The organism is Nocardia sp. JCM 34519.1 (assembly GCF_020361265.1).
Lineage (GTDB): Bacteria > Actinomycetota > Actinomycetes > Mycobacteriales > Mycobacteriaceae > Nocardia > Nocardia arthritidis_A.
The window spans coordinates 279,114-291,915 of the sequence record NZ_JAIRBR010000010.1 but is presented as its reverse complement, the minus strand read 5'-3'; the positions used below and the strand labels follow the sequence as shown (position 1 = coordinate 291,915).

At 64.6% G+C, this 12,802-nt stretch carries 13 protein-coding genes and 1 pseudogene; 9 read left to right on the top strand and 5 right to left on the bottom strand.

What is annotated here, in order from left to right:
- The first annotated feature begins 606 nt into the window (after positions 1-606).
- The 5 genes and pseudogenes from LGY53_RS43700 to LGY53_RS24915 all read left to right on the top strand — a co-directional run bounded on the left by LGY53_RS43700 (position 607) and on the right by LGY53_RS24915 (position 4,433).
- Complete coding sequence (locus LGY53_RS43700; RefSeq protein ID WP_255670209.1) at positions 607-879, top strand: maleylpyruvate isomerase N-terminal domain-containing protein; 273 nt, start codon at positions 607-609, stop codon at positions 877-879.
- Entirely contained in the window at positions 812-1,348 is a 537-nt protein-coding gene (locus LGY53_RS24930) for a maleylpyruvate isomerase family mycothiol-dependent enzyme (protein ID WP_308102988.1), read from the top strand. Before LGY53_RS43700 ends, LGY53_RS24930 begins: the two co-directional genes overlap by 68 nt.
- Positions 1,349-1,589: 241 nt before the next feature.
- Positions 1,590-2,034, top strand: a pseudogene (locus LGY53_RS24925) (IS5 family transposase); the annotation flags it as partial.
- Positions 2,035-2,077: 43 nt separating this feature from the next.
- The gene (locus tag LGY53_RS24920; RefSeq protein WP_225729122.1) at positions 2,078-3,574 is read left to right on the top strand and encodes a hypothetical protein; all 1,497 of its coding nucleotides are present in this window, start codon (positions 2,078-2,080) and stop codon (positions 3,572-3,574) included.
- A 433-nt stretch (positions 3,575-4,007) separates the two neighbouring features.
- Positions 4,008-4,433 (top strand): hypothetical protein, encoded by a 426-nt coding sequence (locus LGY53_RS24915; RefSeq protein WP_225729121.1) that lies wholly within the window; start codon positions 4,008-4,010, stop codon positions 4,431-4,433.
- Between the two features lie 207 nt (positions 4,434-4,640).
- Here the strand turns inward: LGY53_RS24915 and LGY53_RS24910 are convergent, their stop codons facing one another.
- A complete protein-coding gene (locus LGY53_RS24910) occupies positions 4,641-5,498 on the bottom strand; it encodes a C1 family peptidase (RefSeq protein ID WP_225729120.1) in 858 nt (285 codons plus the stop codon).
- A gap of 289 nt (positions 5,499-5,787) precedes the next feature.
- Here LGY53_RS24910 and LGY53_RS24905 point away from each other — a divergent pair, with 289 nt between their 5' ends.
- The 3 genes from LGY53_RS24905 (at position 5,788) to LGY53_RS24895 (ending at position 7,344) form a co-directional block, all read left to right on the top strand.
- A complete protein-coding gene (locus LGY53_RS24905; protein WP_225729119.1) occupies positions 5,788-6,414 on the top strand; it encodes a papain-like cysteine protease family protein in 627 nt (208 codons plus the stop codon).
- Positions 6,404-6,544 (top strand): hypothetical protein, encoded by a 141-nt coding sequence (locus LGY53_RS24900; protein WP_225729118.1) that lies wholly within the window; start codon positions 6,404-6,406, stop codon positions 6,542-6,544. The genes LGY53_RS24905 and LGY53_RS24900 overlap by 11 nt, the downstream gene beginning before the upstream one ends.
- A 356-nt stretch (positions 6,545-6,900) precedes the next feature.
- Positions 6,901-7,344, top strand: a complete 444-nt coding sequence (locus tag LGY53_RS24895) for a hypothetical protein (protein ID WP_225729117.1) — start codon at positions 6,901-6,903, stop codon at positions 7,342-7,344.
- 46 nt (positions 7,345-7,390) lie between these two features.
- On the opposite strand, the gene LGY53_RS24890 is transcribed toward LGY53_RS24895, so the two are convergent.
- From LGY53_RS24890 to LGY53_RS44205, 3 genes are all read right to left on the bottom strand, one after another.
- Positions 7,391-8,773, bottom strand: a complete 1,383-nt coding sequence (locus LGY53_RS24890) for a PQQ-binding-like beta-propeller repeat protein (protein WP_225729116.1) — start codon at positions 8,771-8,773, stop codon at positions 7,391-7,393.
- Positions 8,773-10,125 carry a hypothetical protein gene (locus LGY53_RS24885; RefSeq protein ID WP_225729115.1) on the bottom strand — a complete coding sequence of 451 codons (1,353 nt, stop codon included), beginning with the start codon at positions 10,123-10,125 and terminating at the stop codon, positions 8,773-8,775. The genes LGY53_RS24890 and LGY53_RS24885 overlap by 1 nt, the downstream gene beginning before the upstream one ends.
- A gap of 82 nt (positions 10,126-10,207) precedes the next feature.
- Positions 10,208-11,035, bottom strand: coding sequence for an AraC family transcriptional regulator (locus LGY53_RS44205; protein WP_225729114.1), 828 nt, complete (start codon positions 11,033-11,035; stop codon positions 10,208-10,210).
- A 92-nt stretch (positions 11,036-11,127) separates the two neighbouring features.
- Between LGY53_RS44205 and LGY53_RS24875 the strand changes: the two genes are divergently transcribed.
- A complete protein-coding gene (locus LGY53_RS24875; protein WP_225729113.1) occupies positions 11,128-12,060 on the top strand; it encodes an alpha/beta fold hydrolase in 933 nt (310 codons plus the stop codon).
- Between the two features lie 4 nt (positions 12,061-12,064).
- On the opposite strand, the gene LGY53_RS24870 is transcribed toward LGY53_RS24875, so the two are convergent.
- Positions 12,065-12,775: an intradiol ring-cleavage dioxygenase gene (locus LGY53_RS24870; RefSeq protein WP_225729112.1), complete on the bottom strand. Its 711-nt coding sequence runs from the start codon at positions 12,773-12,775 to the stop codon at positions 12,065-12,067.
- Between the last annotated feature and the right edge of the window lie 27 nt (positions 12,776-12,802).

The window sequence follows — 12,802 nt, the reverse complement described above, 5'->3', positions numbered from 1 at the left end:
GGGGGGGTTTCATGACCCCCGCCGCACACGCCCCTCGTTGGACGGCTCTGGCTCACCCTGCGCGTTCGCGGTTTCTCGTTTCGTACCTTTTTGGGGGGGCCCCCCCCCCACACCCCGCCCGGCGGGGCTTCGCCCCCCGGACCCCCCTTCAAGGGAGCGCGACGTGGCACTTATGCGGCGCCAAGTCGGTGTCTCACGTCGTTGTCCTGTCCAGATGTTGTTGGCGCAGTCCAGATTTGGTTGGCATGCGGCTGGCGCTGTCCAGGTGTAGTTGGCGCGGCTGGGGCGTGTATTGCGGGTTCGGGGTGTCCTGTGCCAGTCAATCGTGCTCTGTGCCAATGAATCTTGCTCATGCTGACGGTTCTGCCACCGCAGTTCGCGCGTCATCTCGTATCGAGCGGGGACTGTGGCCGCTGCTGCGCAGTGCGCCCGGTTATCCGGTGGATGTCAGTTGACAGTGGAGGCGGAGAATTCCGCCGAGGATCTGTTGTTCTGGTGGGCCGGTGATGGTCGCGGCCGGCTCCGGGCTGACCATTGCGACGGGCGGCAACTGCGGGAAGAATCCGGACGAGACTGCGGCGGCAGCTGTTTCGGAGGGTGGACTGGATGATCAACGTAGATCCGTTCGACGGCTTGGCCGCCGAGTACCAACAGGTGGACCAGGTGCTGGCTGCGTTGAAGCCGCACGAGTGGAGCGCACCGTCGGCGGCGGCCGGGTGGACGGTCGCGGACACGGTGCTGCATCTGGCTCAGACCGAGGAGTTCGCCTTGGCATCGGTCCGCGGGACCGACGCGGATATCCCGCGGCGCGGTGAGCTCTCGGTCGACGAAGCAATGGACCTGCTGGTCGCGGCCGAGCGAGGGGCCCCCGGGTACTGAACTGCTAGAGCGCTGGCGGCGGGCATCGGCCGCGACGCTGGCCGGGCTGCGTGCTTGTCCGGAGGGTGCCCGACTGCATTGGGTCACCATTCCGTTGTCACCGCGCACCTTGGCGGCGACCCGCGTCGCCGAGCACTGGGCCCATCTGCTGGACATCACAGAACCGCTCGGCATGAAATATCCGGACAGCGACCGGCTTTGGCTCATCGCCCGCCTCGCCCACCGCACTTTGCCGTATGCCCTTGCCGCGTCCGGCACAGAGGGTGGTCCGGTGCGCTGCGAACTCGTCGGTCCCAGCGGCGACCTGTGGGTCTTCGGCGACGACAACGCCGATTCGGTGATCCGCGGCTCGGCGGGCGAGTTCTGCCGCGTCGGCGCGCAACGTCTTAAACCCGAGGACAGCGGCCTCATCACGCAGGGCCCGCATGCTGCGAAGGCCCTGCAATTGGTCCGTAACTACGCGCTCTGAACAGACCCCGACGCCATCGACCTTCGTTCAGCGAACGGCAACGCCGCCGAGAACGAGCAAGATCCAATGGCGCCTCGCCCTAAGTCGTTGGCGGAGTTCGGGCGTTGCCTCAGATTCCGGTTCGGGAACGGACAGTCGTTTCCGGTGTGTCGTAACTGGTTGTGCCGCATGATGTTCGGCCGTGGTCGACGAGTTGTCGCGGCGGTTGGTGCTGGATGAGTTGTGGGTGTTGGCCTAGCCTTTGTTGCCGAGGTTCGAGCCACGTCGCCAGGGCGGGGGCACTGCGCCTGTTGAGGAGCGGGCGGTGTTCACTGCGGTGGTGTTTGTGCTGACCAGCGGTTGTGCGTGGCGGATGCTTCCGCCGTCGTTCGGGGCCACTGTGTCAACGGCGCATCGGCGGTTCACCGCTTGGACCGAGGCCGGTTTATGGCGTCGCCTACATCGCGCGGTGCTCGATGAGCTGGGTAGTCAGGGCTTGATCGACTGGTCGCGGGCGGTGATCGATGCGGCGTCGGTACGAGCGAAAAAGGGGCTCTATGGCGGGGCCGAGTCCGGTTGACCGCGGCAAGGCTGGTTCGAAGATCCACGTGCTCTCCGATCGCGCCGGAATCCCACTGGCCGTGGGTATTTCGGCCGCCAACACCAATGACGCCGACGCGCTCAGACCGCTGGTGAAGGCGATACCTCGCCTTCTTCGCGCAAGATGATTGGACGACCGCCGCAGATGGCATGTTTTCGCCGACGAAGCAGGCTGAGCTGAAAGTCGGTACGAGATCGCCGGATCCGGAGCAGTGCGTTCCCTCCCTCGGCGCGGGCGACTACGAATTCCAGGGAAAACGTTGGTCGCCGCGCCAGTCGGTATGGGCGCTGCAATCGTTGAGCGACCGCCGGGTTCTCGCCGCGCTGGAGGGAACGACGCTGGAGTGCTGGCTGCCCAGCGGCGAGCAGGAGTGGTCGATCTCCGGCGACGGCAGGCAAGTCGTGGTGTCGCCCGACGAACACTCGGCGTCGGTGGTATCCGACGCGCCGCAACTCTGGGTCGCGGGCGAAGGATGGCAGCGGCGGCCGCGAGTCGTTGAACGCATATCCCTCGAAAGTGGTGTGCCGATAACAGAATTCGCGCCCGGACATCCGGTTGTCGCCGCGAGCACCGTCGACGGCTGGATCGCCTTGCGCGACAGCGACCACTCGAGCCGCGGCGCTGGACCGGACACCCAGCTGATTTCCCCCGAGGGCGATCTGGTCGCAGAGGTTCGACTGGGCCGATACGACCTGTTCAACCATTGGTTCGACGTCCGCTACGCACCCGAATTCTATTTCCTGCGAGGTGATTCCGACACCGAGCCGCATCTCGGGAAGTGGATCGTTGCCATCGATCCGCGCGAGGGCGCGCACCCACGGGTGCGGCGCTTGTTCCCGCTGGAATGGGATACCCGCCGCGACAAACACCTCTTCGGTGGTCCCGGACTGTACGTGCGCGACGACCTCGGCACCGCGATAGTGCACGCCGGACAGGTCCATGACGGGCGAGGGCTGTTGCCCGGCAACACCTTTGTCGTGCGGCGGCGTCTGCCGGACGGCGAAGCGGAGTGGGTCTTCGCCGCCGACGTTCCCATCACAGCGCTGGAAATCGTCGAAGACCTGATTCTCGCGGGCCTCAGTTCCGGCGAGATCGTCGCGCTCGATTCCGCCGACGGGTCCGTACGCTGGCGTCAGGCACTCCGACTCGGCGTGCATCGAATCGCCGTCGAGCCACTGTCATTGGCCTACACCGGCTATCGCGTGATGATCGGGACATTCGACGGCCGCATCCTCGACTGTTCGCTCCGATCCCGGATAGCAACCGGCGAGGTCGTCACTGCACCCGATCCTGATCTCCCAGCGTCGTATTGGGTTGAGATGCAAGCGAATACGCAGTGGTGGCAGGAACGGTTCGAGCCTTTGCTGGACAGCCTGCGCGACAGGCTCGATGCTCACGGCCGACGCATCGATCAAGACGTCACACGGTCGATCGAAGAGCTGTGGGAACATGCCGGCGCCGAACTCGCGGTCGACACCTTGGCCGCATCCCTCGCGAACGGACAGATCACGATAACCCCGACCGAACGCGATTTACTCCACGAACTCATGTACAAGATCGAAAACCCGAACCCGCTGTTCTCATACCTCGTCCGCCGCGATGAGGTGATGGCCGCCCTCCACGTAGCCGACGACACCGGTCGTTGACGGATCGGGCACCGAATAAGGCCGAATTCCATGCGGCACAAGCCAACTCAGTATCAGCGCAGGCTGCCTGCAGGTGCTGGCACCGACTTCGCCGGTGGCCGAGCCCGGAACGAAGGCACCCGCGTGAGGCTGTTAGGCTGCGACCGCGCTGGTTAGTCTGTGTATCGCGCAAACATGGGGGCTCAATGGTCGATTTCGCCGTCGATGTATCCAAGCTCGTCGGCTTCAAGTTGGATGTGCAAGATATCGGTGCCAGCGGGGTCCGACGATACGAGAGGACGATCCCTTCGACCGGACCGATCAACCTGCCCGGTGCGCACGACAGCCGAGACGGCGACAGGAGTGACCCCACCCGATGATGCATCCGATGCGCGGAATACGGCGAGTGAGGCTGGCCGGCGCTCTCGCCGGTCTGATTACTATGATGGTGGCCATGATCGGCTGCGGGGGCGAACACCGGGACGCGGACCAGCGGTCGCAGGTGACCCCAACTTCGTCGGTCGCCGACACCATCAGGGAGGCCGCTGAATTCGGCGGAATCGTCATCCCACAGGGCGTCACCGTTCTCGGCGCTCGGTCGGAGAGTGGCATCGACACGCTGTATCAACTGGCGCTATCCACCGATCAGCAGGGCCTCACCCTGCTGTTGACCGCATCGAAATTCTCGGCGCAGCTGAACAAGGTGTACCGGGTCACCGAGACCACCATCGCGGGGCCGCCGCTGGACACCTCGCCATCGATCCTGCAGTCCGAGGACATCTACCGACACTCGGACGGCAAGTCGGTACACCGGATCGTCACCGTTGACGAGCGGGACGTATCGAATCGCTACGTCCACATACAGCTGTTCGACACATGATCGATGTACTCGGTCCAGAACGAGGATCGGGGAAGCCCGCCAGCCATGCGGTCACGGTCGCCGAAATCAATCGGCTCACGCCGCTCACCCAGCGCTACTACCGCGAAGATCGCGAGTACGACGAATATCTGTGGGACCGGATCGGCTCGCGCCGGGTTATTAGACGCGTGCCCGCTCCTGCGACCTGCCGACCCGGTCCGCATCGGGTCAGGCGGGAAGTAGTCGGCCCATCGAATGGATTTCGTTGACATCTCCGCCGGTTATGAACGACCAGGGTGCGGTGAAGAAGCCGTTGTGGCCCCAGCTCGCACCCCATGAGTTCTCGATGGTGACACCGTTCGCGTCGTAGCCGACGATGGTGACCTCGTGCCCGCCGAGGATTCTTTCCCGGGGCGACGGATTGTATTGATAATTGGTGGCGTCCAGATTCTCGAAACTTTCCCTGACATCGAATCCGAAGGGTACCGGCAGGCCAGACGCGATTGCCTGTTTGATGTTGGTGACGATATCGCCCTTGGTGAGATCCTTCGCTCCGGATAGTTTGTAGTGTGCGGCGTTCGCGCGTTCCGCGGCATCGGGTTGGGTCGTGTAGTCGAAATCGCCCTGCCAATAGTCGGATTTCGTGTCGATGCCCTGCTGTTGTTCCAGCGGCAGCGCGACGCCCGCATATGTTCCGGTGTCGTTACCCTTCGCGATCTGCGAGTAGATGTACATCGGTGCTTGCGGTCCGCCGCCGATCTGCTGCTCGTTCATCAGAATGCCGTATCCGGTGTAGCCCGTAGCCCAGGTGACACACGATCCGACCGGCCCCTGATCGCCCGCGGGTAAAGCGAACCGTTGCAATGAATACGAAGCGGGCGGCGCGCCCGCCGCACCGACGTCGACCGGCAACGCGAGACCGACGGTCGTGTCGCGGCCGAGACTGTCGTGCGCGGCCCCGCGATCGAGCCCGAAGGCGTGATGTTTCACCTCCGGCGCACCCGGTTCGGCGCCCGCGGCGCCGTCGGCGATGAGTCCGGCCGCCACCGCGAGGACGAGCGCGGCGGATAAACGCGAATACTGCAAGATTCCTCCTGACGACGACAGACCTGCATGATCGGCCCACTGCGGAGCGAAATGGGAAGAGATCCTTGACCGATCCAACTTCCGAATGGAATGAGTCGAGAGTGTTCCAGACCGGCGGCGCTCCGGTCAATATAGAATCTCCGTGAATTTTATGATCCGGTGCCGAATACAATCCGCGATAAAGAAGCTTGTGCAAAATGCCAGTCTGCTGGGGTGATTCGAGCCGTTCGAGTTGCGCTCACTTCGGATGTATGCATAATTTCGGGCATTTCCGTGGAAAGGAGGCGGTGTGCGACCGAAATGGAAACTTCTTTTCAACGTCATCGCAGTATTCGTCGTCAGCGCATCCGGCGGTATCGCGAGCGCCGATCCCGCGCGCCCGCACGGCCTCGTTGTCACCCCGAATCTGCCCCCGGTCCCGGAACCGCGAATCTCCGTATCCGGCGCACGAATCCTGCCGTACTTCCAGCAAATTCAAACGGAGGACCAATGGTGCTGGGCCGCCAACGGATCGTCCATCGCCACCTACCTGAATCACCCTATCGGCCAACGCGAATACTGCGAACTGGTGCACGGCACAACCGCCGAAGGCTGCCCCAACGCGGCGGCCTCGCTCGAACAGATCGCCGCGGCCTTCCGGAAAATCGGCTTCACCGCCGCGGTAGGCGCACCGCTCTCGATGACCCAGGTGGTCACCGAAATCTCCGCGAACCGGCCCATCCTCACCGGCATCGCCTGGACAGCGGGCGGCGGGCACGCACAGGTCATCTACGGCTTCGACGCCGACGCGGGCACCATCACCTACGGCGACCCCTGGCCCACCTCGCGCCGCAGCGTCACCCGAACCCTCGATTCCTACAGCCGGAATCCGGACTGGGTGTGGTTCGGCGAGGATTACGGCATCGTTGCCGGATGAGCCAGTGATCGTGCTGCGCACGCTGGACGAACTCGGGCGTTCCCTGACGGCCGAGGAGTACCCGGCCGCCAGGGACGAGATCGCGAATATCGAACTGCGGGAACGGATCTACGACCCGGACGTAGCCTGATCGGTCATGATGAGGTGACCGGTGGCGTGCCTGTCACCCCAACAGTCCCAGAAGCTCGACGGCCGAGCAGCCGCCTCTAAAGCGGCCGTAAGCGGGTTCGACTCCCGTCTGGGGCACCACCGCGAGTGTCCGCACCGTCGCTTCGGTGCAGGCCGAGTACTCGGTCCTGGTTCATGAATGAATTTGGTTCAGCCCCATCGCATTTCGCCCTTGACGACCTTGGCACCGAGCTCGCGGTCGGGGCGCTGTCGGGGCCACTGCCACGGTGTTGGACAATGACGCGGAAGGTGAAAGCCGACGGCTGCTGACACGGCACGACCCTGATCGATGAACATCTCACCGAAGGGATCCGCATCATGACAGTTGAGCTTTTCCGGCGTGGCCTGGCCATCGCGGCATGTTCGGTCGCGGCCATACTTCCCGCTATGCCGCACGCCGGTGCGGATATCGTCGGCATCATCGTCTACAACACCGGTAATGAGGGGCCGGTGATGGGCTGCCCGCAGACGATCATGGCGGGCATTACGAATCCGGCGGGCAGCCGGTACGAGATCACCGACAACGGAATACAGTTGCAGCCGGTCACCCTCGACGCGAACAGCGACCCGCAGGTGCTCTGGACGCCCGGCAACGTCGGCTGGCACGCCATCGAGGTGCGTCAATTCGCACCCGACGGTCAGATTTCGGTGGGAAGACTCGATATCGAGGTGCATCGGGTCGGAATCAACACCGGCAGTGCGTGTTTCGTGAACGGCGTACCGTTCCTTATCAACCCGCGCACCGGTTCGTTGTTCACCTGATGCGGAATCACCGTGCCAGGCAACGGATTCGACGTTTCCGGGCAGGTCAGGGGAGTGGGCGCAGGCTGATCATGGTGCGGGCGGAGGTATAGAAATATCGGCCGCCGCGGTGCGCGGTGAGGTGGCCCTGGTCGTCGAACGTGTGCGGTTTGTCATTGATGGCCAGGAACGGAATATCCCAGACGGTCTTACCTGTTCGTAGGTCGATCGCCCGCAGTCCGTCGGTATCGATGAATACCGCGCGGCTGCCGTCCCAGTCTCCCAGCGAGGGGAGCCGGTCGTCCCGGAACTGCCAGAGCCGGCGCCCGGTGTGCATATCGAGACCAGTCATGGTGCGCGCCATGAGATCTTGCAGCAGTGCGGTATCGCCGAGTACGGCGATCGCGGTGCCGCTGAGCGATTTGGGATCGGATGTGGTGGACCGCAGGTCCGGGCTGGTCCATACCAAGGCGCCGGTGCGGCGGTCGTATGCGCTGTCGGCGAGCAGGATCGGCACGGAATCGTCGGCGGGTGCATCGATCGATATGCGGTGGGTGATATTTCGGTCGGTGCTGGCAATGGTGCGGCCGGTGCGGTCGATGAGGTCGGAGCCGATGACGCCGTTATGGCATTCCGCTCGGATGCGGACGACCAATGCGGGGCTCATCGTGCTGGTCTCCGAACACGGGATCCGTTCGGTGGTCCAGGTGGGAGCCCCTGTCGCCAGATCGAATCCGATGCCGTTCCCACCGAGGCCGAGAACGCCCTGTCCGTGCGATACATCTATCGAGCCGGAGCTGTCTGCGTCGGCGAAGGTGCGTGTCCAGAACGCGTCGGGATTCGTGAGGGTTCCGGCGTGCACAGACAAGTCGTCGGAATAGGAGTCGTAGTCCTTCTCGGTCACGTACAGGTGATCGCCCATCGCGGCGAGGCCGAGGACATCCCAATCGGTCGGCGTCCGAGTGACGGATCCGGTAGCGATGTCATAGCCGATCAACGCGGGCTTTCCGCTGGCGCCCCCGAAGGTATGGCAGACCAGACGGCCGTCGACGGGAGCGGCCGCGCAGCGGTCCAAATCGGGGGCAGGCGTCCGCCAGCGGGTGGTGCCGGTCGCGGCGTCGATACCGAACAGCTCGGGATTGCGCAGTTCGCGCGTATCCCCGTTCGGGATGCCCAGCACGGTCAGCAGGGTGGCGCCCGCGTCGACGAATCCTATTGTGTGCATGTCGGATTGGGTGCCATCGGTGGGATCGCGGAATCGTGCGCCCGCATGCCCGTATGTGGTCGCGGCGTCGAGCGACCAGCCGAGGCCAGGCGCAGCGGCATTGGTACCCGTGATCTTGCGTGTGGTGTCGGCCGGTTGCAGGATCACGACGACCGCGCCGATGGTGGTGATCAGCGCCGTGGCGGCGGCAAGTAACAGGTTGCGCAGACCGGGAATTCGGCGCATCAGGACACCTCGAGTCCTGGCGTCAGCGCGATCGCCTCGAGCTGGTCGTACGTCAGCGGTGGCGTCCCGGCGGAGGATATCGAGACCCACGAACCCGAGGCGTAGGTAATGATCACGGTCCTGCCGGACTTCATCGTCGAATTCGGTTCGCTGCCGGAAACCCCGTACTCCTGATGCTGGACGCTCACCCCATTCGGCAGTTGCCGGGTGGTTCCGTGTTCCTCCTCGTCGCCGTCCGGAGGGCGCGTACCGATCGCGATCGATAAATCCGAGCGCTCCTGCCCGGCGGTTACCCGGACCATCTGGCACAGCCCGTCAACGGTGCCGGTAGGACGGGGAAAGCCGAAACCACCGGGGTGCAGATCGCCGAGTGGCCGGTCGAGGGCGAGTCCGTCCAACGGGATTCGCGCCAATACCGCGTTCAGTCGGGTGGCCGTGTTCCGGTCGATGCTCTTGCCGGAACCGGAAGCACTGCAGCCTTGGGGTGGTTCCGGCGTCGCGGGTGGGGCCGGTGTGGTGACCCGGAGTTGGGGTGCGGAAGTAGTCATCGTCACCAGCTCATCGATGGTCAATGGCACACCGCCGGAGTGGCCTTTCTGGTCCGGCAGGGAATCGTTGGCCTCGGCTCTGACGACGGTGCCGTCGGGCAGGTACGCATCGACCGTGCGGGTACGGGTGCGCGTCGAGCCGACCTCGAACCAGCTGTCTCGGGTGTCGGCGACAACGCCGTCGGCAAGATGCCGCCGTTCGTCCAATGATCCGGCCACACACGGCGGCGGAATCGGGCGGGTCGACTGCCGCACCGTAACCCATAGTGAGCCCGAGAGATCGCCACGAACCACGGTGGCGTCCGCATCGGTGGTGCCGTCGGGCAACTTGTCCGGTTCTCCGCTCATTATCGGGATGGGCCGGAACACCAGTGATTTCTCGATTGGAGCGAAGGCAATTTCGACACCGCTCGGTAGGGCGTTCCGCAGCGCCTGCGTCATCGCTTCGGCTTTGGCGCCGGTGAACCATGGATAGGCCGGATTGTCATAGGTATACGGCATCGTGCCGACCACACCGTGCAATCCGCCTTTGGATGGTGGCTCGACCGTGTCACAACCCGGAATCGTCACCGGGTAGGTCACCGGCGGCTCGACGACCTTGGCCGGTGGCGCTTCGGACGTCTTCGGAATCGGTTTCGTCGTCAGCTCGGGCTCCGGTTTGTGCAGCAACCCGGCGACGATCACACCGGCCGCCACGATCGCCAGGCAGGTCAAACCGAGGGTCCACCCGGAGACCGCTCGTGATGGCCGCCGCGTATCCTGCTGGGCGCCATCGGATTCCGCCTCGGGCAGCCGATCCTCCACAATATCCGTCCTGTCGAGCCGAACAACAGCAAAACCTTACAGCGCAGACTGTTTCGATATTCCCAACAGTGGGAAGCCTATATCAGGCGCCCGCGGGCCTGCCGATAACGGTCGACGGCCACGCCCTGTCGTCGATCGTCAGCCAGGGTTCGACCGCCGCGGATGTCGGTGGCACGCCGGTGAATTCGCGAATGTCCCGAATGAGATGTGACTGGTCCGCATATCCGCCCTCGATCGCCGTTCGCGCGGGTGAATGCCCCTGCACCAGCCGATGCACCGCATGGTCGAAGCGAACGAGTTTGGCGGCGCGTTTGGGTGTCAGCCCGATCTGGGTGCCGAAGCGCGACCACAACCACTGGCGGCTCCATCCCACCTGGGCGGCCAGTTCTTCGACCCGGAACCGCCCACGGCCGACCATGATTCGAGACCACGCCCACGCGACCTCCGGATCCATCCGACGGTCTTCGCGGTGACGTCGCGCCAGCATCGAGTCGACCAGCGCGAATCGCTCCTGCCAGCAGGCAGTCTCGTGTAACCGCTCCCGCAGACGGACCGCCTCGCGACCCCAAAGATCCTCGAGCCCAACCATATTCCCGCTGAGTTCGGCGAGCGGAAATCCGAGCACCGCGGCCGCGACGACCGGCGACATGCGCACTTGCACACATTCGAGTGTGTCGACCCGCGCCGGGGCCGCGTTCCCGCCCAGCCCCCAGACCAGGCTGCCCGAGTGGCTGCGCCCCGCCGAATCGCGAATATCGAAACTGCGCTCACCGAATTCGACGACCAGCGTGACGGCCGGATGCGGTATGGCGCGCACCGATTCGGGTCCGTCACCGCGAATCCGGAACCCCGCCATATCGATGCCGCGCAACGCGGACATCCGTGACGGTCGCGCGATTTCCCAGCTCACACCGCAAGTCTATGTCCGATGACATTTCTTCAATACGAATCCCCTTGCGCTGCAGCAGCGTAGTGGTGTCACCGATTACCGAAGGAGCTCTCATGCGCGGATATCCCGCCGCCGCACTGCCGAACCGACGACACCGCATCGCCCGTATCGCCGCCGCCATCGTATTCGCGCTGGTCGGCGGTAATGCCGCGGCCGTCGCGACCGCCGACGCTGACTCGTCCCGCGAGCAGATGATGGACCTGCCCGGCGGCGCGATCCACGTGGTCACCACCGGCACACCCGATTCGCACGCGGTGGTCCTGATCCACGGGCTCGCCGCCTCCACCTCCTGGTGGGATCCGATCATGCCCGCGATGGCGGGTCGCTTCGTCGTGCGAATCGACCTACTGGGCCACGGCAAATCCGATAAACCCGATACCGGCTACAGCATTCCGGAACAAGCCACCCGAGTCGGTGCGGTTCTCGACCGGCTCGGTGTCGACCACGCGGTACTCGTCGGCCACTCTTCCGGCGGCTATGTCGCCACCGCGCTGGCCGAACAACGCCGCCCCCTCGTCAGCGCCATCGCACTCGTCGACACCGGCCCGCGCCTCGACGCCTTCCTCGACAACGGCCCGCTGGGCAACCTTCTGTTGATTCCCGCCATCGGCCAACCCCTCTGGTCCATCCTGCCCGCCCCCGCCCTCCGCTACGCGATGAGCAGCGCCATCTCCCGAGACGTACAAATCCCCGACCAACTTGTCGCCGACTTCAAGGGCATGACCTACCGCAGCCTCACCGCCAGCTCCGCAGCCTCCGACACCTATCTGCGGGAGCGCACCGAACCCGATCGCCTCACCGAAATCGCCCTTCCCACAATGCTTCTCTACGGCACCCAGGACCACCGCTGGCAGCCGTCCGCCTTCGCGGACTACCGCCGCGTCCCGGCCATCCGCATCCAATCCCTCGACTGTGGCCACAGCCCCATGCTCGAAGATCCCGCCGACACCGGACCCCTGCTCCGCGACTTCACCGACCGATACTGAAGTATCAGGTCGGCTGGATGCCCAGGTTGATCGAGGCGTCGAGTCCGTCGGCGAGCGAGTCGGGATTCACCGGTGTCACGGTCAACATCGAATCGGCGCCGCCCTGCTGGGTGTAGATATCGTCCTCATCGTTGTGCCAGCGGCGGAAGTCGTGCTGGTTGTACGGATCGAGGGCGGCGACCTGCTCGGTCAACGATTCGTCGAAATACAGCTGGCCGGTGTGGATATAGCTGCTGCCGCCGTTGGCCTTCACCTTCACATGTATGTGCACGGCCCGGCCGACATACCAGCCGGGGAAGACGGTGCGGAAGGTCGCCGTGCCGTCGGCGCCGGTGAACTGGACGCCGCGCAGGAAGGTTCCGTCGTCCGGGGGCGGCGGCATCGGCGGTCCGTCCGGACCGTTGGGCGGCTGGTCGGTGAACCGGGAGTAGAAGCCGAAGGCATCACAGTGCCAGACCGCGACCATGGCATTGACCATCGGCGTGCACGACCCGACATCGATCAGCGTCAGCCGCAGGTTCACCGGGAGCCCGGGCTTCCCCTCGGAGATATCGCCGCGCACCGGCTCGTTGTCGACGAAGTACGGGCCTTCGATTTCCTCTGGTGAAAGTATCGTCGAACACGACAGTTCGGCGGGCGCGGTGGTCCGTGCCCCCGAGACGGCGCCGGTAACCACGGACGCCGCGACCGCCGAAATCCCAGCAGTGCCAAGCACTCCCAAGACCTGTCGCCTGTTCGACCG

Excerpts from the sequence above, each read along its gene's own strand:
- LGY53_RS43700 (WP_255670209.1), top strand. The coding sequence starts at position 607 with ATGATCAACGTAGATCCGTTCGACGGCTTGGCCGCCGAGTACCAACAG.
- LGY53_RS24920 (WP_225729122.1), top strand. The coding sequence starts at position 2,078 with ATGTTTTCGCCGACGAAGCAGGCTGAGCTGAAAGTCGGTACGAGATCG.
- LGY53_RS24915 (WP_225729121.1), top strand. The coding sequence starts at position 4,008 with ATGATCGGCTGCGGGGGCGAACACCGGGACGCGGACCAGCGGTCGCAG.
- LGY53_RS24895 (WP_225729117.1), top strand. The coding sequence starts at position 6,901 with ATGACAGTTGAGCTTTTCCGGCGTGGCCTGGCCATCGCGGCATGTTCG.
- LGY53_RS24890 (WP_225729116.1), bottom strand. The coding sequence starts at position 8,773 with ATGCGCCGAATTCCCGGTCTGCGCAACCTGTTACTTGCCGCCGCCACG.
- LGY53_RS24875 (WP_225729113.1), top strand. The coding sequence starts at position 11,128 with ATGCGCGGATATCCCGCCGCCGCACTGCCGAACCGACGACACCGCATC.